17 protein-coding genes are annotated in these 22,022 nt (G+C 65.4%); 4 read left to right on the top strand and 13 right to left on the bottom strand.

The window, feature by feature from the left end; all coding sequences use genetic code 11:
- Nucleotides 1–114 precede the first annotated feature (114 nt).
- The 4 genes from AC2YJX_RS18635 to AC2YJX_RS18620 all read left to right on the top strand — a co-directional run bounded on the left by AC2YJX_RS18635 (nt 115) and on the right by AC2YJX_RS18620 (nt 6,136).
- Nucleotides 115–1,281: an acyl-CoA dehydrogenase family protein gene (locus tag AC2YJX_RS18635; RefSeq protein WP_487256922.1), complete on the top strand. Its 1,167-nt coding sequence runs from the start codon at nt 115–117 to the stop codon at nt 1,279–1,281.
- A 78-nt stretch (nt 1,282–1,359) separates the two neighbouring features.
- Nucleotides 1,360–2,565 carry an acetyl-CoA C-acetyltransferase gene (locus AC2YJX_RS18630; protein WP_487256921.1) on the top strand — a complete coding sequence of 402 codons (1,206 nt, stop codon included), beginning with the start codon at nt 1,360–1,362 and terminating at the stop codon, nt 2,563–2,565.
- A gap of 23 nt (nt 2,566–2,588) precedes the next feature.
- Nucleotides 2,589–4,760, top strand: coding sequence for a 3-hydroxyacyl-CoA dehydrogenase NAD-binding domain-containing protein (locus tag AC2YJX_RS18625; protein ID WP_487256920.1), 2,172 nt, complete (start codon nt 2,589–2,591; stop codon nt 4,758–4,760).
- Nucleotides 4,761–4,876: 116 nt separating this feature from the next.
- Entirely contained in the window at nt 4,877–6,136 is a 1,260-nt protein-coding gene (locus AC2YJX_RS18620) for a hypothetical protein (protein WP_487256919.1), read from the top strand.
- A 153-nt stretch (nt 6,137–6,289) separates the two neighbouring features.
- Here AC2YJX_RS18620 and AC2YJX_RS18615 read toward each other — a convergent pair whose 3' ends face one another.
- The 13 genes from AC2YJX_RS18615 to AC2YJX_RS18555 all read right to left on the bottom strand — a co-directional run bounded on the left by AC2YJX_RS18615 (nt 6,290) and on the right by AC2YJX_RS18555 (nt 22,014).
- A complete protein-coding gene (locus AC2YJX_RS18615; protein WP_487256918.1) occupies nt 6,290–7,195 on the bottom strand; it encodes a beta-keto acid cleavage family enzyme in 906 nt (301 codons plus the stop codon).
- A 14-nt stretch (nt 7,196–7,209) separates the two neighbouring features.
- The gene (locus AC2YJX_RS18610; protein ID WP_487256917.1) at nt 7,210–8,382 is read right to left on the bottom strand and encodes an acyl-CoA dehydrogenase family protein; all 1,173 of its coding nucleotides are present in this window, start codon (nt 8,380–8,382) and stop codon (nt 7,210–7,212) included.
- On the bottom strand, nt 8,379–10,313 hold the full coding sequence (locus AC2YJX_RS18605) for an acetyl/propionyl/methylcrotonyl-CoA carboxylase subunit alpha (RefSeq protein ID WP_487256916.1): 1,935 nt from the start codon (nt 10,311–10,313) through the stop codon (nt 8,379–8,381). Before AC2YJX_RS18605 ends, AC2YJX_RS18610 begins: the two co-directional genes overlap by 4 nt.
- Nucleotides 10,310–11,119: an enoyl-CoA hydratase/isomerase family protein gene (locus tag AC2YJX_RS18600; protein ID WP_440113888.1), complete on the bottom strand. Its 810-nt coding sequence runs from the start codon at nt 11,117–11,119 to the stop codon at nt 10,310–10,312. Before AC2YJX_RS18600 ends, AC2YJX_RS18605 begins: the two co-directional genes overlap by 4 nt.
- A gap of 1 nt (nt 11,120) precedes the next feature.
- Nucleotides 11,121–12,299 carry an acyl-CoA dehydrogenase family protein gene (locus tag AC2YJX_RS18595; protein WP_487256915.1) on the bottom strand — a complete coding sequence of 393 codons (1,179 nt, stop codon included), beginning with the start codon at nt 12,297–12,299 and terminating at the stop codon, nt 11,121–11,123.
- Between the two features lie 45 nt (nt 12,300–12,344).
- The gene (locus AC2YJX_RS18590; RefSeq protein WP_487256914.1) at nt 12,345–13,475 is read right to left on the bottom strand and encodes a DNA alkylation repair protein; all 1,131 of its coding nucleotides are present in this window, start codon (nt 13,473–13,475) and stop codon (nt 12,345–12,347) included.
- A 23-nt stretch (nt 13,476–13,498) separates the two neighbouring features.
- Complete coding sequence (locus AC2YJX_RS18585) at nt 13,499–15,112, bottom strand: acyl-CoA carboxylase subunit beta (protein WP_487256913.1); 1,614 nt, start codon at nt 15,110–15,112, stop codon at nt 13,499–13,501.
- The gene (locus tag AC2YJX_RS18580; RefSeq protein ID WP_487256912.1) at nt 15,109–16,038 is read right to left on the bottom strand and encodes an SDR family oxidoreductase; all 930 of its coding nucleotides are present in this window, start codon (nt 16,036–16,038) and stop codon (nt 15,109–15,111) included. The genes AC2YJX_RS18585 and AC2YJX_RS18580 overlap by 4 nt, the downstream gene beginning before the upstream one ends.
- Nucleotides 16,039–16,066: 28 nt before the next feature.
- Nucleotides 16,067–16,804, bottom strand: a complete 738-nt coding sequence (locus AC2YJX_RS18575) for a TetR/AcrR family transcriptional regulator (RefSeq protein WP_487256911.1) — start codon at nt 16,802–16,804, stop codon at nt 16,067–16,069.
- Between the two features lie 1,086 nt (nt 16,805–17,890).
- Nucleotides 17,891–18,667 carry an enoyl-CoA hydratase gene (locus AC2YJX_RS18570; RefSeq protein ID WP_487256910.1) on the bottom strand — a complete coding sequence of 259 codons (777 nt, stop codon included), beginning with the start codon at nt 18,665–18,667 and terminating at the stop codon, nt 17,891–17,893.
- Between the two features lie 68 nt (nt 18,668–18,735).
- Nucleotides 18,736–19,608 (bottom strand): acyl-CoA thioesterase, encoded by an 873-nt coding sequence (locus AC2YJX_RS18565; protein ID WP_487256909.1) that lies wholly within the window; start codon nt 19,606–19,608, stop codon nt 18,736–18,738.
- 27 nt (nt 19,609–19,635) lie between these two features.
- A complete protein-coding gene (locus AC2YJX_RS18560; protein ID WP_487256908.1) occupies nt 19,636–20,526 on the bottom strand; it encodes an alpha/beta hydrolase family protein in 891 nt (296 codons plus the stop codon).
- 288 nt (nt 20,527–20,814) lie between these two features.
- On the bottom strand, nt 20,815–22,014 hold the full coding sequence (locus AC2YJX_RS18555; protein ID WP_487256907.1) for an acetyl-CoA C-acyltransferase: 1,200 nt from the start codon (nt 22,012–22,014) through the stop codon (nt 20,815–20,817).
- Nucleotides 22,015–22,022 lie beyond the last annotated feature (8 nt).

The raw sequence follows: 22,022 nt of genomic DNA, 5'->3' as shown, positions 1-22,022 counted from the left end.
CTCCTTCAAGCCGCCTTCGGGCGGCTTTTGCGTTTCAGGGGGTGCATCCGGGCTCAGTCGGTGGCAGAATTTAACCAAGCAGTAACTTTGCATAAATAACCTGGTTGCCCCACCATGATCGAACGCACCCTCTTCCAGCCCGACCACCAGGCCTTTGCCGACAGCTTCCGCCGCTTTATCGAGAAAGAAGTGGCGCCCCACCACGCCGCCTGGGAAGACCAGGGCTATGTGGCGCGCGAGGTGTGGAGCCAGGCGGGCGCCAACGGCTTTCTGTGCATGAGCCTGCCCGAGGAGTACGGCGGCGCCGGGGCCGACAAGCTGTACTCGGTGGCGCAGATGGAAGAGCTGGCGCGCGCGGGCACCACGGGCATCGGCTTTGGCCTGCACAGCGAGATCGTGGCACCGTACATCCTGCATTACGGCACCGAGGCCCAAAAACAGAAGTACCTGCCGCAGATGGCCAGCGGCGCCGTGGTGGGCGCCATCGCCATGAGCGAGCCGGCTGCGGGCAGCGACCTGCAGGGCATCAAGACCACAGCCATCAAGAGCGCCGACGGCAGCCACTACGTCCTGAACGGCAGCAAGACCTTCATCACCAACGGCTGGCATGCCGACCTGGTGATCGTTGTCGCCAAGACCGACCCGGCCGCAGGCGCCAAGGGCACCAGCCTGTTATTGGTCGAACGCGGCATGCCCGGCTTTGAAAAGGGCCAGCGCCTCAAGAAGATGGGCATGAAGGCGCAAGACACCTCCGAGCTGTTCTTCAACGACGTAAAGGTGCCCGCCGAGAATCTGCTGGGCGGGCCCGCCATGGAAGGGCGTGGCTTCATCTGCCTGATGGAGCAGCTGCCCTGGGAGCGCCTGCAGATCGCCATCACCGCCGTGGCTGCGGCCCAGGCCGCGATTGACTGGACGCTGGACTACGTCAAAGAGCGCAAGGTCTTCGGCCAGCCCGTCGCATCGTTCCAGAACACCCGCTACACCCTGGCCGAACTGCAAACCGAGGTGCAGGTGGCCCGTGTGTTTGTGGACAAATGCTGCGAGCTGATCGTGAAAGACCAACTCGACACCCAGACCGCCAGCATGGCCAAGTACTGGACGACCGATCTGCAGTGCAAGGTGATGGACGAATGTGTGCAGCTATTCGGCGGCTACGGCTACATGTGGGAATACCCCATCACCCGCGCCTACGCCGACGCGCGCGTGCAGCGCATCTACGGCGGCACCAACGAGATCATGAAAGAAGTCATCTCACGCGGCATGGGCCTGCCAGCGCGTTGATGCTTCATTTTTTATAGCTATCAGCGCTTGATAGACGCGCGCAAACGGCCAATTTCATTCAAATCTGGAGACCACACCATGACCGAAGCCTATGTTTTCGACGCGCTGCGCACCCCGCGCGGCAAGGGCAAGAAGGACGGCACCCTGCACGAGGTCAAGCCCATCGACCTGCTGGCAGGCCTGCTGACCGAACTGCAAGCGCGCCACCGCTTTGACACCGCGGCGGTGGATGATGTGGTCATGGGCATCGTCTCGCCCGTGGGCGAACAGGGCTCGGTGCTACCCAAGGTGGCCGCGCTCAAGGCCGGGTGGGACTTTCGCTGTGCGGGCGTGCAGGTCAACCGCTTTTGCGCATCGGGCCTCGAAGCCGTGAACCTGGCCGCGCAGAAGGTGCGCAGCGGCTGGGAAGACCTGGTGGTGGCCGGTGGCGTGGAGAGCATGAGCCGCGTGCCCATCGGCTCCGACGGCGGCGCCTGGGCGCAAGACCCCGCCACCAACTCCGCCACGCTGTTCGTCCCCCAGGGCATCGGCGCAGACCTCATCGCCACGCTGGACGGCTACACCCGTGCCGACGTGGACGCCTTCGCACTCGAATCGCAGCGCCGCGCCACCGCCGCGCGTGCCGCGGGCTACTTTAAGAACTCTGTCGTGCCCGTGCGCGACTTCATCGGCCAGACCATCCTGGCGGAAGACGAATTCATCAAGCCCAAGACCACGCTCGAAGGCCTGGGCGCGCTCAAAGCCTCGTTCGAGCAACTGGGCGGCATGGGCTTTGATGCCGTGGCGCTGCAGCGCTACCCGCAGGTGGAGCGCATCCACCACGTGCACCACGCGGGCAACTCGTCGGGCATTGTGGACGGCGCTGCCGCTGTGCTCATCGGCAACGAGGCCGCCGCCAAGGCCCACGGCCTCACGCCCCGCGCACGCATCGTGGCCACGGCGCTCAGCGGGGCCGACCCCACCATCATGCTCACCGGCCCCGTGCCCGCTGCCAGAAAGGCGCTGGCCCGCGCGGGCATGACCATCGACCAGATCGACCTGTTTGAAGTGAACGAGGCCTTTGCCGCCGTGCCCATGCGCTTCATGCGCGAGCTGGGCGTGCCCCACGACAAGGTCAACGTGAACGGCGGTGCCATCGCCATGGGCCACCCGCTGGGCGCCACGGGCGCCATGATCCTCGGCACCCTGATCGACGAACTGCACCGCCGGGGCCAGCGCTATGGCCTGGCCACGCTGTGCGTGGGCGGCGGCATGGGCATTGCCACCATCGTCGAGCGAATCTGATTGACTCGGAAGGAGACAACAACATGCAAACCATCCGCTACGAACTCATCCCCGCCCAGGGCACCGAAGGCGAAGTTGCCGTCATCACCTTTGACGAAACCAACTCCCCCGTCAACACCATGTGCCGCCAGTGGCAGCAAGAGCTGGGCGAGGTCACCGCCCAAGTGCTGGGCGACCGCGAACGCCTGGGCGCCGCGCTCAAAGGCATCGTGCTCGCGTCGGCCAAGACCAGCTTCTTTGCCGGGGCCGACCTTAAGGCCACCATGCGCCTCACACCCGCCGATGCGCCCAACGCGTTTGGCGAGATCGAGCGCATGAAGAAGCACTTTCGCACGCTCGAAACCCTGGGCATCCCCGTGGTGGCCTGCCTCAACGGCGCCGCGCTGGGTGGCGGCTGGGAGGTGGCGCTGGTCGCCCACTACCGCATTGCCGTGGCTGACCCCAAGATCCAGTTCGGCCTGCCCGAGGTCACGCTGGGCCTGATGCCGGGCGCCACCGGCGTGACCAAGATGACGCGCCTGCTGGGCCTGATGGGCGCGCAGCCCTACATCCTGGAAGGCAAGCTCTTCAACCCCGCCGAGGCGCTGGAGCTGCAACTGGTGCATGAGCTGGTGGCTACGCGCGAGCAACTGCTGCCCGCCGCCCTGGCCCACATCGCCACCCACCCGCACGCGGTGCAGCCGTGGGACGACAAGAATTACAAAATGCCCGGCGGCACGCCCGCCAACCCCAAGATTGCAGGCGCCCTCACCGTGGCGCCCGCCATGCTCAAGAAGACCACGCGCGGCCGTTACCCCGCGCCCGAGGCGGCGCTCGCCGCCATGGTCGAAGGTGCGATGGTGGACTACGACACCGCCCTGCGCATCGAAAGCCGCTACCTCGCCCGCCTGATGACCGGCCCCGTGGCGCGCAACATGATCAACACGTTCTTCTTCGACATGAACGCGATCAAGAGCGGCAAGTCGCGCCCCGGCACGGCCCCACGCTACAAGCCACAAAAGGTCGGCATCCTGGGCGCGGGCATGATGGGCGCGGGCATCGCCTGGGCCCAGGCCAGCCGGGGCATCGCCACCGTGCTCAAGGACGTGAGCACCGAGAAGGCTGAAGCCGGCAAGGCCTACAGTGCCAAGCTCACCCAGGCCCGCGTGGACAAGGGCCGCATGACGGCCGAGGCGCAGCAGGCGCTGCTCTCGCGCATCACGCCCACCGCCAGCGCAGCCGACCTGGCGGGCTGCGACCTCATCATCGAAGCCGTTTTCGAAAGCCGCGACCTGAAAGCCAAGGTCACGCAAGAGGCCGAGCCGCAATTGACGCCCGGCGGCTTCTTTGCCAGCAACACCTCCACCCTGCCCATCAGCGGCCTGGCCACGGCCAGCAGCCGGCCCGAGAAGTTTGTCGGCATCCACTTCTTCAGCCCCGTGGACAAGATGAAGCTGGTGGAGATCATCCGCGGTAAACAGACGGACGACGAAACCGTGGCCCGCGCGTTCGACTACGTGCAGGCGCTGGGCAAGGTACCCATCGTGGTGAACGACTCACGCGGCTTCTACACCAGCCGCACCTTCGGCACCTTCGTGATGGAAGGCGCCGCCATGCTGGGCGAAGGCATCCCCGCCGCCGCCATTGAAAACGCCGCCATGCAAGCCGGCCTGCCCGTGGGCCCGCTGGCCGTGCTGGACGAAACCGCGCTGACCCTGAGCGTGCACGTGCTCGACCAGACCCGCGCCGACTACGCCGCCGAAGGCAAGACCTACACCGCCACGCCCGGCGAGTTGCTGGTGGAGCGCATGGTCAAAGAGCTGAAGCGCCCCGGCCGCGCCGGTGGCGGCGGGTTTTATGACTACCCCGCAGGCGCCAAGAAGCACCTGTGGCCGGAGTTGAAAACGCTGTTCGAGAAGCCCGACGTGGAGTGGAGCGTGCAGGAGATTCAGGACCGTCTGCTCTACCGCCAAGCTATTGAGACCGCGCGCTGCCTGGCCGAGGGCGTGCTGACCAGCGTGCATGACGCGAACATTGGGTCGATTTTTGGGATTGGGTTTCCGGCGTGGACGGGGGGGGCGATGCAGTTTATTTATGGGATGGGCGTGGAAGCGTTTTGGCGGCGATCCCGAGAACTTGCCACTAAACACGGCGCGGGCTTCATAGCTTCCGAGACAGTCAAGCAGGCAGTCGAACGACTTCAACCCTCCTACTAGTGAGATGCGGTAGTGTTGGTCGCTGGATATCTAAGTGCGCTAGAAATGCAATCGAGGTATCGAGAATGCACTAAGGATGTCCACCGCCCGGTTCACTAGTTACTCACGAGGGAAAAATGGGTCCCGTCGCACTCTTCGACAAATCGTTTTTACAGTCCCTGACGCTTGACGAATCGGTCTGGTTTGATCACTTCTTTCTGGCCGTCATATGCCCAGTTTTTTATGTGGAAACACTAGCAGATCTGGCAAAAACCAAGCGTTCAAACTCTTCAAGAACCCCTCAGGATGAAGTCCGAATACTTGCAGACAAATCTCCTGTGTTGTCTGGTGCTCCATGCGTACATCACATGGATATGTGTATCGCCAACCTCTTGGGTCACCAAGCACCAAGATTGGGCCAAGTCCCCCTCGCTGGCGGCCGCCCCATAAGAACCAAAGACAACAAGGCTGGGGTTGTGTTCAAGCCCTCCCCTGAAGCGGAATCGTTTGCTCGTTGGCAACGTCACGAATTTATGGAGGTCGAACGCGATGCTGCGTCCGCATGGCGGGCAATGCTCTCTAGCTTGAACTTGCCCGAGGTCGCTCAAAGAATGAGGGCACTCGGTGTCACACCAAAAAATTGCAAATCTGTCAAAGAGGCATGGGGACTAGCTCACGGACTCATGCACTCCCAAGCTGCTCCATTGGAGCAAATCGGTCTGCTCTTTGAATTTGTTCATGTACCGGTCCATCTTCAGGGGGAAATTCTCCATCGCTGGTCTTCTGCAGGCTTCCCTCCACTTGCCAACTACGCGCCCTATGCAGCGCACGTTCTGAAAGTTGAGATGTTTTTTCAGATAGCTCTGGCAGCCAACCTGATCTCTGCCGATCGAGCATCGAATCGGGCCGATATTGCGTATCTCTTCTATCTGCCGTTTTGCAACTTGTTTGTCTTGGGCGATAAATTGCACAAGCTATGCACCCCACCTTTCTTGGCCCCAGCCCAAGACTTCATATGGGGTCCTGATCTGAAAGCCTCGCTTTCAAGCATCAACTCTGAACTCTCCTCAATCCCTCAAGAGGAACGCGAGCAAGGTCTGCACAAAATCGCGCCGAGACCCCGTGGTAATGCCAGCAACGTAGTTGTATCAATGTGGGAAAAGCACTCCCCAAAAAGAGGAAAGCCCCTGCTTGAGGAGCCCATTGATCCGACAGCAGAGCGCAAGCTAGTGGAAGAACTTAAAAAATATTCGGAGGCGCCAACTGCGCCAAACGTAGCACAACTTCCCAGCGAAAAGTTGGACAACCTGGCGCTCGAGAAACTGGTTCCCGCCAGGAAAGGCTCTTGGTGGCTCCTGCCAAAAGCGGTGGTTGAACAAGAACAACGGGGGAAATAGCTTTCCAGCGTCAAGCTGCATGCTTATGAAGCGCGGAGTGCCGACCGACTCTACGGTCAGAGCGCAGATAGGGTTACCTTGCAAATTGATCACGAGACGATCAATTTGCAAGGATCTGAGGAGAGCACCGGAATGAGCTCCCTCATGTAGTACTCAGGCAATCGAAGAAGCTGCCACCCCCTTCAACCCCAACATCCCCCGCGCCTCCTGCGGCGAAGCCACCTCCCGCCCCGCATTGCACGCGTATTCCGCCAGCTTCTCGATCAACGGCCCGTTCGAATCCGCCTTGGTCCCATCCGGCAGATAGAACGTGTCCTCCAGCCCCGTGCGCAGGTGCCCGCCCAGTTCGGCCACGCGCTGGTGCACGGGCCAGATCTCGCTGCGGCCGATGACGGTGGCCTGCCAGGGGGCGTCCTTGATCTTGAGCTTGAGCAAGATGGGCAGCAGGTCCGGGTCCGCAGGCATACCGGACTCGACGCCCATCACAAAGTTGTATTCGGGCAGGCGTTCGGTGTACATGCCGGTCTGCACATACATCTCCACGCAGCGCACGATGCCCACGTCGAAGCACTCAAACTCGGGCAGCGTGCCGGTCTCCAGCATCACGTCAATGAAGTCCTTGACCTTGGCGGGCTGGTTATCGAACAGCATGGGCGGCCAGGCCCAGGTGCCGTTGCTGCGCACCTTCAGGTAGTTGAGCGAGCCGGCGTTGCACGCGGCCATCTCGGGGCGGGTGGCGCGCAGGCAATCCAGCGGGCCCTGGTAATTGGGGCCCACCACGCCGGTGGTCTGGTTGATGATCAAACCCGGGCAGGCCTCGCGCATGGCTTGCACGCAGTCGCGCGCCACCTGCGGGTCCCAGCTGGGCAGGTGGCCTTTGCCGGGCTCCTGGTTGCGAAAGTGCACGTGCACCACGGCGGCGCCTGCGTCGTAGGCGCGGTGGGCCTCTTTTGCCAGTTGCCCGGGCGTGACGGGCACATGGTGCTGGCCGGGGTCCGTCAGCACGCCGGTGATGGCGCAGGTGATGATGGCTTTGTTGCCGTGGTCGGTGCTGTGCATGGTGGCTGTCTCCTTCAAATGCCGAGCTGTTTTGCAGCCAGGTCTTTCATGATTTCTTCCGCACCGCCGCCGATCATCATGACCTTGACCTCGCGGTAGATGCGCTCGCTGACGGTGCCGCGCATGAAGCCCATGCCGCCTAGGATCTGCACGGCCTGGTCGGCGCAGAACTGCATGGTTTGGGTGGCGTGGTTCTTCAGCATGCAGATGTTGGCCACCCATTCCGGCCCGGTGCGGCCCGCGTCGGCCTGCGCAGCCACGGACTCGCACCATGCGGCGCTGGACTGGATGCGCATCTGCATGTCCACCAGCTTGTGGCGAATGACCTGGTGCTCCACCAGCGCGGCGCCAAAGGTCTTGCGCTGGCGCGCCCAGGCCAGGGCCTCGTCGTAGCAGGCCTCGGCAAAGCCCAGGGCCGACGCGGCGAGGCCAAAGCGCTCGCCGTTGAAGTTGGCCATGATGATGCGAAAGCCCGCGCCCTCTTCGCCCAGCAGGTAGCGGGCGGGCACGCGCACGTTGTCAAAGCGCAGGTGGGCGGTGTCGGAGCAGAGCCAGCCCATCTTGTCGAGCTTGCTGCGCGACAGGCCTGCGCTGTGGCCGGGGATGAGCAGCATGGAGATGCCTGCGCTGCCCTTGCTTCCGGCCTCCCCGGTCCTCACAGCCACTGTGATCCAGTCCGCGCGCATGCCGGAGGTGATGAATACCTTTTCGCCGTTGACGATGTACTCATCGCCCTCGCGCCGCGCTGTGGTCTTGAGTTGGGCCACGTCGGACCCGCCACCGGGTTCGGTGATCGCCAGCGCGGCAATCTGCTCGCCCGCCAGCACCGGTGGAATCACCTCGGCACGCACGGCATCGCTCCCATGCGCCAGCACCGGTGGCAGGCCGATGTTGTGCGACAGCAGGCTGGCCAGCACCCCACCGCTGGCACCATGGCGGCTGAGCGCGCGCCACAGCGGCAAGCGCAGCTGGTAGCTGGCGGGCGTGCCGCCGTACGGCTCGGGGTAGCCCAGGCCCAGCAAGCCCAGGTGGGCCGCGCGGCGATACAGGCTGCGAGGGAATTCACCGGCGGCATCCCAGGCGTCCACATGCGGCGCGATCTCGGTGCGGGCAAAGCGGGTGACGGTGTCGGTGAGTGCGGTGCTGTCTTCGTCGCTCACAGAACTTGCATCGGACGTGGCGGTCATGCGGGCGCTCCTTGCGTGGCGGGTGCAAAACGGGCCAGCACCTGCCCGGGCGACACCTGCTGGCCGGGGGCCACCAGCAGCTCGGCCACGGTGGCGGCGGCGGGGCTGGCCAGGCTGTGTTCGAGCTTCATGGATTCGATGATCACCACCGTATCGCCCGCCGCCAGCGCCTGGCCTGCTGCCACGGGCAGCGCGACGACCTTGCCGTTGAAGGGCGCGCGCAACTCCGTCGCACCGCCCGCCGCACCCGCGCGTGTGGCGGGCTCCCACGATGCGTCTTCCACCCAGCCGTCCACGCCGCCGGTTTGCCAGTGCCAGCGTCGGGAGCCCACCGCCACGCAGTGCACACCGCGCTGGGGCAGTTGCAAAGCCACAGGTTCTGCCCCGGCCTGCTCCACCAGCAGCCGCCCACCGCCCAACTCCCGCACGGCCACTGCATGCACCTGGCCCTCGTGGCGCAGGCGCATCGGGCGGGCGAGCGCACAGGGCAGATCGGACGACATTTTTGAAGAACAAATGGCCCCTACCGCGCATTGGATAAGCGCTTCAAGCTCTTTTTTTAATAGCAATTCTTGCAAATCTGCGGCATGTGCGGCCAGGAACGGCACCAGCGCCTGCCCGCTGGCAAACACCGGATGCTGCAGGCACGCCGCCAGAAACGCGCGGTTGGTGGGAAGACCCAGCACGCGGGTGCCCTGCAGCGCGCGCACCAGGGCGGCAACAGCCTCGGCCCGCGTGGGCGCGTGCACGATGAGCTTGCCCAGCATGGCGTCGTAGTGGGGCGAGACCTCGGCGCCCTCTTCCAGCGCATGGTCAAAGCGCAGCGCGCCCATGGCCGAGCGCTCAAACGCGGTGGCTGGAGGTGCGCTGAACTGCAGCACGCGGCCGGTGTGGGGGCGGAAGTGCGCGTCCTCGGCGCACAGGCGCACCTCGATGGCGTGACCTTGCAGATGCACATGGTCTTGCGTGAGCGGCAGCGCCTCGCCCCGCGCCACGCGGATTTGCCATTCCACCAGGTCCAGCCCGGTGAGCGCTTCGGTCACCGGATGCTCCACCTGCAGGCGGGTGTTCATCTCCATCAAGAAGAATTCAGCCCCGTCCAAAAGGAATTCCACCGTGCCCGCGCCCACATAGCCAGCGGCCTGCGCCAGCGCCACAGCGCAGGCACCCATGCGTTCGCGCAGCGCTGCGTCCACGGCGGGGCTGGGGGACTCTTCAATGATCTTCTGGTGGCGGCGCTGCACCGAGCAATCGCGCTCGCCCAGGTGGATGCACGCGCCGTGGGCGTCGGCAAAGATCTGCACCTCCACATGGCGAGGCTGCAACAGCGCGCGTTCGATGAGCAGGTCGCCACAGCCAAAGCCCGCCAGTGCTTCGGACCGGGCGCTGGCGAGCGCGGCGGGCAACTGCGACAGGTCGGTGACCAGGCGCATGCCGCGCCCTCCCCCACCCGCCACGGCCTTGACCATGAGGGGCGTGCCGATGCGTGCAGCCTCGGCGGCAAAGCGTTCGTCGCTCTGGTCGTCGCCCGCATAGCCGGGCAGGCAGGGCACGTCCTGCGACTGGGCCAACGCCTTGGCCCCGGCCTTGCTGCCCAGCGCGCGGATGGCGCCGGGCGGCGGGCCGATCCAGGTCAGGCCCGCATCGACCACGGCCTGGGCGAAGTCAGCGTTCTCGCTGAGGAAGCCATAGCCGGGGTGCACGGCATCTGCGCCGGTGGCACGGGCGGCGGCCAGCAGCTTGTCGATGCGCAGGTAGGTGTCGGCGCTGGCCGCGCCACCCAACGCCACGGCCTGAGTGGCTTCGCGCACGTGCAGGGCGTTGGCATCGGGGTCGGAATAGACCGCGACGGTTTCGATGCCCATGCGGTGGGCGGTGTGGATGATGCGGCTGGCGATCTCTGATCGATTGGCAATGAGGATTTTCTTCATGAGTTCGCACTCCAGGGCGGCGCCTTGCGCGCAGCAAACGCCGCCAGCCCTTGCGGCGCCTCGGGCCCGCGCAGCGCTTTCGCAAAAGCCACGGCCGCGTCATCCAGCAGCGCGGGCAACGGCGTCTCAAATTGGGCCAGCAACAAACGTTTGGTGGCGGCCACGGCCTGCGGCGCTGCGGCGGCGTGGCGCGCAATGGCGGCCTGCACAGCAGCCTCCATGTCGCCAGCCACCACCTCATCGACCAGCCCCGCGCGCTGGGCCGTCGCAGCATCCCCGCGCTCGCCCGTCAGCAAACACCGCCGCGCCGCCGCATAGCCGAGGCGGCGCACCACAAACGGCGCGATCTGCGCAGGCACGATGCCCAGCGTTACCTCGGGCGTGGCGAACTGCGCGCTTGTGTGGGCCAGCACATGGTCGGCACAGCAAACGAGCCCAAAGCCGCCCCCCATCGCCGCGCCCTCCACCGCCACGATGAGCCACTGCGGCAGCGCACACAGGGCCTGCAGCAGCGCGCCAAAGCGGCGGTTCAGTGGCACCAGCGGGTCAGCCTCGCCCACAGCCAGGGGCTGGCCAATGGTCTTGGCAAAGCCGCCCAGGCTGCCACCCGCGCAGAAGTGGCCACCCGCGCCACGCAGCACCACGCCGCGCAGGTCGGCATCAGCCACAGCGCGCTCACACGCAGTCAGCAGGGCATCCACCATGGCCTCCGACAGCGCATTGCGGCTGGCCGGGTCGTTGAGCGTCCAGGTTTCCACACAGCCGCTGGCCAGCGGCGCGCGGTCGATCAACAGCAATTCAGCCATGTCAGTGCACGGGCCGCTTGGCGATGCCCATGAGCTTGGACAGGATGCCGAGCATTACCTCGTCGGCCCCGCCGCCGATGGACGCCAGCCGCCCGTCGCGGTACATGCGCGAGACCTTGTTCTCCAGCGTGAAGCCCATGCCGCCCCAGAACTGCAGACAGGTGTCGGGCACCTCGCGGTTCAGGCGGCCGGCCTTGAGCTTGGCCATGCTGGCCAGCTCCAGCACGTCCTGCCCGTTCACGTACAGGTCGCAGGCGCGGTAGGTGAGCGCGCGCAGCGCTTCCACTTCGGTCTTGAGTTCGGCCAGCTTGAACTGCACCCACTGCTGGTCGGCCAGAGTGCTGCCAAACAACTTGCGCTCCTGCGCGTAGTCGATAGTCCACTGGATGCAGTGGTTCAGCGATTCGAGCGTGCTGGCGGCGCACCACAGGCGCTCTTCCTGGAACTGCTGCATCTGGTAGATAAAGCCCTGCCCTTCGGCACCGATGCGGTAGCGCTGCGGCACGCGCACCTCGTCAAAGTAGATCAGGCCCGTGTCGCTGCTGTGCATGCCGATCTTGCGGATCTTTTGCGCCACCTCGATGCCCTTGGTGAGCTTGCCGCCCGGGCCATCGCGCATGGGCACCATCACCAGGCTCTTGTTCTTGTGCACGGGGCCCTCGCCCGTGTTGACCAGCATGCACATCCAGTCGGCCTGCAGGCTGTTGGTGATCCACATCTTCTGGCCGGTGATCACGTAGTCATCACCATCCTTGCGCGCCACACTCTTGATGCCGGACACATCGCTGCCCGCCGCAGGCTCGCTCACGCCGATGCAGCCCACCATGTCGCCCGCAATCGCAGGGGCCAGAAAGTTGCGCTTGAGTTCTTCGCTGCCGTAGCGCGCCAGCGCCGGGGTGCACATGTCGGTCTGTACGCCAATGGCCATGGGCACACCGCCGCAGTGGATGTGGCCCAGTGCCTCGGCCATGGCCAGACTGTACGAATAGTCCAGGCCCTGACCGCCGTAGTCCTCGGGCTTGCACAGGCCCAGCAGGCCCAGGTTGCCCATCTTCTTGAAGACCTCGTGCGCGGGGAAGATCTCGGCCGCCTCCCACTCGTCCACATGGGGGTTGATCTCTTCGTCGATGAAACGCTTGAGGGTTTTCTGGATCTCGCGGTGCTCGTGGGTGAACTGCATGGTGCTTGTCTCCTGCGGTTGTATTGGTATGGCTGCGAACCTCGATCACGAAAGCTGAAATTGCCCCAGCGGCTGCGGCCGCCCGTTAAGCACCAGCTCCACCTGGTGCGCGCCGGGGTAGTGGGTGCGTGTGGTCATCTGCTGCAGCGACAGCGTCTTGCCCACCGCTACGGTGGCGCCGGGAGGTATGTCCAGCGTCTGCAGCTTGAACACCTTGGGCGCCGCACCGCCGTGGGCCTTGACGTAGTGCACCTTCAGGTCCGCCAACACGCGCTGCGGCAGCGACGTGGGGTTGTGCAGCTCGGCCTCGATACGCACCTTGTCGCCGATGCGGGCGCGGGCGGGCAGCACGCGCGCGGCCCGCACATCCAGCGCCACGGCGTGGCCCACGCCCAAGGCATCGAGCGCGCCAGCGTCGCCGCGTTTGATGAGAAAACGCAGGCCGTGGCGCACCAGGGCTTCACGCGGTGCGGGTGCGCCCTGCAGCCAGGTGCGCGCGGTGCCCACGGCGAGGTCGGGGTGGTCCTTGGCGATGTCGCCCAGGTGGTTGGCGACCGAGCGACGCACGTACGACGATGGGTCGTCCTTGAGCGCATCGAGCAAAGGCAGGGCCAGTTGCGGGTTGTTCTGGAATGCAGGCAAACGCGGCGCCCAGGGCAGGCGGGGCCGCGTGCCTTCGCTCACCAGGCGGCGCACATGGGCGTTGTCATCCTGCGCCCAGTCACGCAGCCGCGCGAGCGTGGCGCCCTGGTGGTGCAGGAGGTAGGGGCGGATGCAGAACTCGGCCGTAAAGCGCTGGGTGAGTGCGTGCTGCGCGGCCATGGCCGCCTCGAAATGCGGCAGGCCGTGTGTGCCGATGTAGATGCTGTGCGGCAGGTACAAAAAGGCGCTATAGGGGCGGCCACCCGCATCGGGCTCACCGGCGGCATCGAGGCCCATCGGCGGGTCCATCGAATCGACCAGCACACCCAGCGCGCGCGGCACATCTTGCGGCAGGTGTGTCTGCAGGGCCTGCGCAATGCGCTGGCCGCGCGCCATCAGCTCCAGCGATTCGTAGCCGGGCTCTACTTGCCGCAGAAACGCAGTGGTATCGAACTTGCGCCACGCGCGCCGCACCATGGCCGCAATGCGCGGCGGCACGGTGTCGTTCAGCAGGTATTTGAGAGGCTCGGCCATCGGGGAGATTGCGTGCGAAGCGCTTACATCCGCGCCACGCCAAAGCTCAGGGGCCGCAACGTGCGGGCCTGTTCCTCGGCGCAGGTGTCCAGGCAAAACGCCAGCACGGCGCGCGTGTCGCGCGGGTCGATCACGCCGTCGTCCAGCAGCAGGCCGCTGGTGTAGAACGCATCGGCCTGGGCCTCGAACATGGCGACGATCTTGTCGAACTGGGCCTGCGATTCGGCCGGGTCGGGGGTGATGCCTTTGCGCGCCAGCGCTGCCTCGGTCACGATCTGCATGGTGCGCGCAGCCTGCTCGCCGCCCATCACCGCTGTCTTGGCGCCGGGCCAGCTGAACAGGAAGCGCGGCGCATAACCCCGCCCGCACATGCCGTAGTTGCCCGCACCAAAGCTGGCGCCGCACTGGATGGTGATCTGCGGCACGGTGGCGTTGGTCACGGCCTGGATCATCTTGCTGCCGTGCTTGATCATGCCGCCCTGCTCGCTGTCCTTGCCCACCATGTAGCCTGTGGTGTTCTGCAGGTAGATGATGGGGTGGCCCAGCTGGCACATCCACTGGATGAAGTGCGTGGCCTTGTTGGCGCCTGCCACGTCGATGGGACCGTTGTTGCTGATGAAGCCCACCGCATGGCCCTGGATGTGGCCCTGCGCGCACACGGTGGCCATGCCGTAGCGGGCCTTGAACTCGAGCAGCTCCGAGCCATCCACCAGCCGCGCCATCACCTCGCGCATGTCCACGGGTTGGCGCAGGTCGGCGGACATCAGGGACAGCAGGTCCTCGGCGGGCAAGGTGGGCCCGGGTGCGCTGGGTCGCGGCGCTACGCCCCACCCCAGCTGCGCCACCACATCGCGCGCCAGGCCGATGGCCTCACGGTCGTCCTGCGCCAGGTATTCACCCAGACCCGAGACGGCGGTGTGCATCTCGGCACCGCCCAGTTCCTCTTCCGTCGCAATCTCGCCCGTCGCAGCCATGAGCAGCGGCGGCCCGGCCAGAAAGGCGCGCGAGCGGCCCTGCACCATGATCACCACATCCGACAAGCCGGGCATGTAGGCGCCGCCTGCGGTGCCCGAACCGTGCTGCACGGTGATCACCGGAATGCCTGCCGCCGACAGCCGCGCAAGGTTGCGGAACAGCGTGCCACCGTGCACGAAGCCCTCCACCCGGTAGCGCATGAGGTTGGCGCCCGCGCTCTCCACCAGGTGGATGAACGGCAAGCGGTTTTGCAGCGCAATCTCCTGCACGCGCAAGATCTTTTCCAGGCCCATGGGCTGGATGGCACCCGCCTCGATGCCCGAGTCGCTGGCCACCACCATGCAGCGCACGCCACTGACAAAGCCGATGCCCGCGACCATGCCGCCACCGGGCACGGACTTCTCGGGGTCTTTCACATCCTGCAGGTAGCCCGCCAGGGTGCACAGCGGCAGCCAGGGCGCACCCGCATCCAGCAGCAGCGCCACCCGCTGGCGCGGCAGCAGCTGGCCGCGTTTTTCAAACTGGGGCAGCGACCGGGACGAGGCGGCGGCGGCGCGGTCTTCCAGCGCGCGCAGGGCGTCCAGGCGGGCCTGCAGCGCCGCGCGGCGTTGGGTGGCCTCGGCACTGCCTGGGTTGAATCGGGAAGTGAAGACGGCGGTCATGCGGCCTCGGTCTTGGGGGTACGGGAAGGGGCAAACACCTGCGACACCTGCGCGCGGTGAAAGCCGTCAAATGGCCGCACGGCCGGGTGTGCAGCGGCGGTGGCACCTGGCGGGCGCTGCGGCCAGCCCATGCGCACCTGGGGCCGCGCGCCGTCCACCCGCAACGTGGTGCCGCTGATGAAGCTGGCTGCCGGGCTGAGCAAAAAGGTGATGGCCGCCGATACCTCGGCCTCGTTGCCAAAGCGCCCGAGCGGCACCGTGCGCGGCATGGCACGCAGCATGTCTGCCGCCTCGGGCGGGTAGTTGTCCATGCCGCTAGAGGCGATGTAGCCCGGCGCCACGGCGTTCACGCGCACACCGCTGTGTGCCCATTCCAGCGCAGCGGTTTCGGTGAAGCTGACCATGCCCGCGCGCGCAGCCCCGCTGTGCCCCATGCCCGGCATGGAGCCCCACATGTCGGCCACGATGTTGACCACTGAGCCGCCGTGCTGCGCCATCCACTGCCGATAACACTCACGCGCCATCAAAAAGCCGCCGGTGAGGTTGGTGTGCAGCACCGCCTCCCAGCCCTTGGCGCTGATGGATTCGAGCGGCGACATGAACTGCCCGCCCGCGTTGTTGACCAGCGCATCGATGCGGCCCTGCGCAGCGATGATCTGCTGCACCAGCGCCACCACACCTTCCTCGGATCGGATATCGCACACCTCGCTGGACACGCGGCCGCCATCGGCGGTGATCTCTTCGGCCACGGCCAGCAGCTTTTCTGGCTTGCGCCCCACCAGCACCACATGCGCCCCCAGGTGTGCCAGTTCGTGTGCCGTGCACCGGCCAATGCCGGAGCCACCGCCGGTGACCACCACCACCTGGCCCAGGAACAGGCCCGGAGCAAACACTGACTGGTAGGCGTTGCGCGCGGTGGGGGCCATGGTGACTCTGCCTTGATGGGGTTGTTTGTTATGAACGGATGAACAAGGCCAACGCCTCGTCGGTGAGCGCGTCGAGCGACTTGCCCTTCTTGGGCGAGAACCATTGCACCGCCCAGTTAAGCGCCCCGAAGATGAACAGCCGCGCCACACCGGGCTCGGCCTGCAGCACACCCTGCTTTGCCAGCGCTTCCAGCACGGGCATCCAGGTGGCCTCGTAGCTGTCCTTGATGCGGGCAATGCCCTTGCGCTGCGCAGGCGTGAGCGAGCGCCATTCGTACAGCATCACCGGGATGAAGCTGCTGCGGGGGCCGAGCAGGATCTCGAAGTGGTGGCGAATGAGAGTGTGCAACTGCTCGCGCGGTGTGGCCACGGCGGGCAGCGCATCGAGTGCCTGCTGCTGGCTTTGCGCGGCCATGGTCATGCCCTCGCTCATCACGGCGTAGAGCAGCGCGCTTTTGCTTTCGAAGTGGTAGAAGGGCGAGCCACTGTGCATGCCCGCCGCCGCCGCAATGTCGCGCGTGCTGGTGGCGGCGAAGCCCTGGGTGCGGAACAGCTTGGCCGCGCCGTCCATGAGCTTGCGGCGGCGGTTGCCGTCGTCGAGTTCCTCGGCGGTCTTGCGAGGGCGGCCGCGGGGGCGGCGGGTGGGGGTTGCCTCTGCAGCGGCTGCGTTGGCGTCGGAGGAAGCTACAGCCTTGCTGCCAGTGCGGGCCGGTGGTTTCTTGGGAGCGGGGGCGATGGCGCTGGTGCGCGGCACGGGTGAATCCATGCAGGCACGATAGCAAAACTGTTTATTTTTAACAAGCAATTGCTTTGTAAAAATAGATGGCTTGTCTGATACTCATTGCGATGGGGTGCTGTTTGAGGTGCGGCGCTTGCGATTCATCCCTGATTTGTTATGTATTTGGAATCAAATGGAGTGCTTGTGCAAAGGACGGAGGCCGGGAGTCGCCCGGCATGCGAGTAACTTTCTTTCGCGTCGCCGAAAGAAAGTCACCAAAGAAAGGGCGACCCTACTGTCTGCGACCCCTTCGCTGCGCTACGGGGCAGCCTGGGGTGCTCGGTCACGGGGTGCACCGCAGAACTCGCTGCGCGCCTTTGGCGCTCCGCTCGGACAACTGCGGTGAGTCAGTTCACGAAGCATGCGCGCTCCGACGCGCATGCCACCCCGCGCCCTGCGCGCCCCAGGCGCATCCAGAAGGGAACCCGCGAGTCGGACATCTATCCGGGCCATCGCTTTGCTCGGCACCATCTCGCGGGCGCAAGCGCCACGCGCTGCGAAAGCTGGGCCGAGCGCAGCGATGGCCCGTGTGGCTGTTCGGCTGTTGGATGTTCGGTTGCCCACCCCTGCTGGCTGCGCCTGCGGCGGGGCGGTTGCGGGGTGAGCATGGGCGTCGAAGCGCCCATGCTTCGTGCTCTGACTCGCCGTGTTTGTCCGAGCGGCGCGCGCCAGCGCAAAGCGAGTTCCACGGCGCACCCCGCAACCGCCCCGACGCAGGTTGCCCCTTCGCACCGCGAAGGGGTCGCAGACTGGGGGTCGCCTTTTCTTTGGTGACTTTCTTTTGGCGAAGCAAAAGAAAGTTACTCGCCCGCCGGGGCGACAACCCGGCCGCCGCCCTGAACACATGCATGCTTTTCAAATCAACACGCCAAGGCTTCGACAAGCTCAGCCCGAACGGTTGAGAAAAGACTCAAAACTACAAAAACAATAGCTGCTAGCGCTTGCTAGATAAGCGCCAGCAGCCAAATTGACCAAAATCCGAGAACCCAGAGAGCTCCGGAATCCGGCCGGCGCTCTTAGCGGAAGATCTCCGGCCCGCTGCGCGGTCCTCGCCGCTCACGCGGCGTCCTGATTTCAGCTCTTGCTGAAATCAGGCTTTCTCTTTTCCATAAACGCCGAAAACGCTTCCCGCGCTGCCGGCTCGCGCAACATGCGCCCAAAGCTCTCACCCTCTTCCGCCATCACCTCCAGCACCTTTGCCTCCTGCCCACCCTTCATCAACCGCTTGGTTTCGATGAGCGACGACAACGGCTTGGCCGCCAGCTTCTTCGCCTGCGCCTGCGCCACCCCATTGCACTCGGTGGGCGGCACCACGCGGTTCACCAGCCCCACTTCCAACGCGGCCTCGGCCATGAAAGGCTCGCCCAACAGCAGCGCTTCCGCAGCGCGGTGGTACCCCAGCATCTGCGGCACCAGCAGGCTCGATGCGGCCTCGGGGCACAGGCCCAAATTCACGAACGGCATGGAGAACGCCGCGTTGTCGCCCGCATAGACCAGGTCGCAATGGAACAGCATGGTCGTGCCGATGCCCACGGCCGGGCCGCAGACCGAAGCGATCACGGGCTTGGGGAAAGTGGCGATGCCGCGCAGAAAACGGAACACGGGCGAGTCCTGCGTGGCAGGCGGCTGCTGCAGAAAGTCGCCAATGTCATTGCCCGCGCTGAAGATCGCCACGTCGCCCTGGAACACCACTACGCGCACGCTGGCATCGGCCTTGGCGGCATCGAGCGCATCGGCCATGGCGGCGTACATGTCGCGCGTGATGGAGTTCTTCTTGTCCACGCGGTTGAAGGTGATGGTGGTCACGCCTGCTTCGGTGTGGGCAAGGATGTCTTGGGTGGCTTCGGTCATGGTGGTAAGGGTTCCGGGGGCTGATGGATGGAGGAAAGAGTGCACGTGCAGAGCAACAGGCCGACTTCCTATTCCTTGTAGTAAACGATCTGATGGCTGGTGGCCAGCATGGTGCCAGCCTCGTTCCACAGCTGCACGGTCTGGTCAAAGAAACCGTTGCGGAACTCCTGCCCGCGCGCCTGGCCGAGCAAGAAGCCCGTGCCCGTGGCCTGCAATTGCTCTGCCGTGGCGTGGAAGTACACGGTGATCGACACCGTGCCCGCAGGCACCTGGCGCGCACGGCGCAGCCACACGCGGGGGAAGAACACATCAGCCAGTGCGGACAGCGCCACGAAGTCGAGCGGCCGGGGTGGTGTGTCGCGCATCCACAGCTGCGTCAGGCTGTGGTCGCCGCTGCCGTCCCAGGTGCGCGGGATGAAGCCAGCGATGGGGCGCATCTCGTAGCGGTTGAGCCACTCCACAGCACCCAAGGGGGCGACGATGGCCTTTTGCTCAGCGGGGGGTGGCACCTGCGGCATGGGCACATCGCCCACGCTCCAGGTCTCGCGGCGCACGGCCGTGACGGCGGTGGCCGTGGTGGTGACCACCTGCGCGCCGTCGGCACCGGCCTGCAGGATCGACAGCGTCCAGTGCTGGGTGGAGCGATTGGTGCGAACAGGAGTTGCCTGCACCGTGAACGCACCAGCGGTCAAAGCGCCCGCATAGTTGACAGTGAGCGACAGCGGATCGCCCAGCCGGTCGGGGTGCTTCAGGATGGCCTGTAGCAGCGTGGCAGCGGTGATGCCGCCAAACGGGCCGACCATGTTCCAGTAGCCGGGATGGGTCTGCCCTTCGTACTGGCCCGTCGCAGCAGACGAAGCCGTCAGTTGCAGCGCCTCGTCCAGCGGGTGTGTAGCGGAGGACGAAGACGCAGACGAAGAAGTGGATGAAGAGGAAGTCATGCTGCAAGTGTGCCGCGAAACGACCGCTCAGGCCGTCGTACCGGAGACTTCGCCATGGGGCATTCCGCCACCGCCCAGTGCGGCCAGCGCAGCCGCTGCGCGCGGCCACAGGCTTTGGCGGAACTGGTCGCGAAAGAAGCCAAAGTGCCCAATGCGCCGCACCTGCAGGTCGGCCGGTGTGATGCTCTCCACGCGGCGCTCGGTGTTGGCGTACAGGTTCACCAGGTTGTGCGTGCCGCGCAAGGTCATCAGCTCGTCGTCCGCCATCGACAGCGCCAGCACCGGGAACCGCACCGCGCCATAACTCTGCGCCACCGCAGGCCCCTCTGCCCCCACGCTGTAAGCAGGGTCCAGACACCAGCGCCGCCACTGCAGGATCACCCCAGCAGGCAGGTCGCCCACCTTCTTGAGCGTGCGCCCCGGAAAGTACCCGCACAGCCGCGTGGCCAGCGGCACCAGCACCCACCAGAAATACGGAACGATGCGCTTGAGCTGCGGCGCGTTGTCACGCCAGTAGCCGCTGCCTGCAGCCACGCTGAGCAGGCCCGCCACCTGTTCGGGCTTTTTCAGCAAGCCCGGCAACTGCGCGCCCAGGCTATGGCCCAGCAAATACAGCGGCTGCGACGGCAGCGCAGCCTTGGCGGCTGTGATCACCGCCTCGTAGTCCTGCGCCCAGTCAAACAGATCCGCCTTCACATCGCGCATCGCGCCCTGCAGAGAGTCGCCATGGCCCCGGTAGTCGAACGTGGTGACCCGAAACCCCTGCTGCGCCATCCACAGCGCAAAGGCCTCGTAGAACGACTGCCGCACCCCCATCGCGCCGCCGATGACAACGCTGGCGCGGGGAGCGCCCTGGGGTTCATAGACACGCAGTGCCAGCGACACTGCACCGTTGACCTGCAAGGTTTGCTTGTTCATGTCTGTCTCCTTGTGTCGAAACCGATCTGCGTCGGCTTGAAAAAGAAAACTATCGCTGAGGATGGGCCCCGGCTTCGACAGGCTCAGCCCGAACGGGTTGGTGGTCAGTGAGAGCAACCAACGTCTATCACCGCACTTCCCCCTGCCTTCATACCCCACCCTCAAGGGCGTAGCGAGCGGGATCAGCTGCTAGGCGGACGGAGCACAGGAACCGGAACGTACTTCCTGTACGTGAGGATTCCGAGCACCGCCCAACGACGCAGATGGCCCGCGCAGTAGCCAGCTAACTCACAAAGCTTCGATGATGCCGGCGGCGCCTTGGCCTGTGCCCACACACATCGTGACCATGCCGTACTTCAGCTTGTGGCGGCGCAGCGCATGCACCACCGTCGCCGCACGGATGGCTCCGGTAGCCCCCAGCGGGTGCCCCAATGCAATTGCGCCGCCCATGGGGTTCACGTTCGCAGGGTTCAGGCCCAGCGTATTGATCACGGCGAGCGACTGCGCCGCAAACGCTTCGTTCAGCTCATACCAGCCAATGTCATCGCTCTTGAGGCCCGCATAACGCAGGGCCGCCGGAATGGCTTCGATGGGGCCAATGCCCATGATCTCAGGCGGCACGCCGCGCGCTGCGTAGCTCACAAAGCGCGCCAGGGGCGTCAGTCCAAACTGCTTCACGGCCTTTTCGCTGGCCACGATCAGTGCACCCGCGCCATCGCTGGTCTGCGAGCTGTTGCCCGCCGTGACGCTGCCGCGCGCCGCAAACACGGGCTTGAGCTTGGCCAAGCCTTCCAGGGACGTATCAGGACGAGGGCCTTCGTCCAGGCTAACGGTGCGGCGCTTTTCCACCACGTCGCCGGTAGCGAGGTTGGGCGAACGCTCCACGATCTCGAACGGCGTGATTTCGTCGGTGAACTCGCCGGCCTTTTGTGCCTTGATGGCGCGCAGGTGGGATTCGAGGGCGAACGCATCCTGCATTTCGCGGCTCACCTTCCACTGCTGGGCGACCTTTTCGGCGGTCAGGCCCATGCCGTAGGCGATGCCCACGTTCTCGTCCTTGGCGAAAATCTCGGCGTTGAACGAGGGCTTGTTGCCGCCCATGGGCACCAGGCTCATGGACTCGGCGCCGCCGGCGATCAGCACGTCAGCCTCGCCCACGCGGATGCGGTCGGCCGCCATCTGCAGCGCGGTGATGCCCGACGCGCAAAAGCGGTTCACGGTCACGCCGCCCACGGGGTGGTCGAACGCCAGGCCCACGGCAATACGGGCCATGTTCATGCCCTGCTCGCCTTCAGGGAAGGAGCAGCCGATGATGGCGTCTTCAATCGCCTTGGGGTCCAGCGTGGGCACCTGCAGCATGGCGCTCTTGATGGCGGCGACCAGCAGGTCGTCAGGCCGAGTGTTCTTGAAATAACCGCGGCCCGAACGCCCGATGGGCGTGCGCGTGGCGGCGACGATGTAGGCGTCCTGGACTTGTTTTTGAGCCATGGTGAAAC

It is taken from the genome of Acidovorax sp. SRI_002 (genome assembly GCF_057586455.1).
The sequence above is the reverse complement of the archived record's forward strand: the minus strand, read 5'-3'. Positions and strand labels throughout refer to the sequence as shown.

What these genes read in the sequence shown, in the direction of transcription:
- AC2YJX_RS18635 (WP_487256922.1), top strand. Translation starts at nt 115, where the DNA reads ATGATCGAACGCACCCTCTTCCAGCCCGACCACCAGGCCTTTGCCGAC.
- AC2YJX_RS18630 (WP_487256921.1), top strand. Translation starts at nt 1,360, where the DNA reads ATGACCGAAGCCTATGTTTTCGACGCGCTGCGCACCCCGCGCGGCAAG.
- AC2YJX_RS18625 (WP_487256920.1), top strand. Translation starts at nt 2,589, where the DNA reads ATGCAAACCATCCGCTACGAACTCATCCCCGCCCAGGGCACCGAAGGC.
- AC2YJX_RS18620 (WP_487256919.1), top strand. Translation starts at nt 4,877, where the DNA reads ATGGGTCCCGTCGCACTCTTCGACAAATCGTTTTTACAGTCCCTGACG.
- AC2YJX_RS18615 (WP_487256918.1), bottom strand. Translation starts at nt 7,195, where the DNA reads ATGCACAGCACCGACCACGGCAACAAAGCCATCATCACCTGCGCCATC.
- AC2YJX_RS18610 (WP_487256917.1), bottom strand. Translation starts at nt 8,382, where the DNA reads ATGACCGCCACGTCCGATGCAAGTTCTGTGAGCGACGAAGACAGCACC.
- AC2YJX_RS18605 (WP_487256916.1), bottom strand. Translation starts at nt 10,313, where the DNA reads ATGAAGAAAATCCTCATTGCCAATCGATCAGAGATCGCCAGCCGCATC.
- AC2YJX_RS18600 (WP_440113888.1), bottom strand. Translation starts at nt 11,119, where the DNA reads ATGGCTGAATTGCTGTTGATCGACCGCGCGCCGCTGGCCAGCGGCTGT.
- AC2YJX_RS18595 (WP_487256915.1), bottom strand. Translation starts at nt 12,299, where the DNA reads ATGCAGTTCACCCACGAGCACCGCGAGATCCAGAAAACCCTCAAGCGT.
- AC2YJX_RS18590 (WP_487256914.1), bottom strand. Translation starts at nt 13,475, where the DNA reads ATGGCCGAGCCTCTCAAATACCTGCTGAACGACACCGTGCCGCCGCGC.
- AC2YJX_RS18585 (WP_487256913.1), bottom strand. Translation starts at nt 15,112, where the DNA reads ATGACCGCCGTCTTCACTTCCCGATTCAACCCAGGCAGTGCCGAGGCC.
- AC2YJX_RS18580 (WP_487256912.1), bottom strand. Translation starts at nt 16,038, where the DNA reads ATGGCCCCCACCGCGCGCAACGCCTACCAGTCAGTGTTTGCTCCGGGC.
- AC2YJX_RS18575 (WP_487256911.1), bottom strand. Translation starts at nt 16,804, where the DNA reads ATGGATTCACCCGTGCCGCGCACCAGCGCCATCGCCCCCGCTCCCAAG.
- AC2YJX_RS18570 (WP_487256910.1), bottom strand. Translation starts at nt 18,667, where the DNA reads ATGACCGAAGCCACCCAAGACATCCTTGCCCACACCGAAGCAGGCGTG.
- AC2YJX_RS18565 (WP_487256909.1), bottom strand. Translation starts at nt 19,608, where the DNA reads ATGACTTCCTCTTCATCCACTTCTTCGTCTGCGTCTTCGTCCTCCGCT.
- AC2YJX_RS18560 (WP_487256908.1), bottom strand. Translation starts at nt 20,526, where the DNA reads ATGAACAAGCAAACCTTGCAGGTCAACGGTGCAGTGTCGCTGGCACTG.
- AC2YJX_RS18555 (WP_487256907.1), bottom strand. Translation starts at nt 22,014, where the DNA reads ATGGCTCAAAAACAAGTCCAGGACGCCTACATCGTCGCCGCCACGCGC.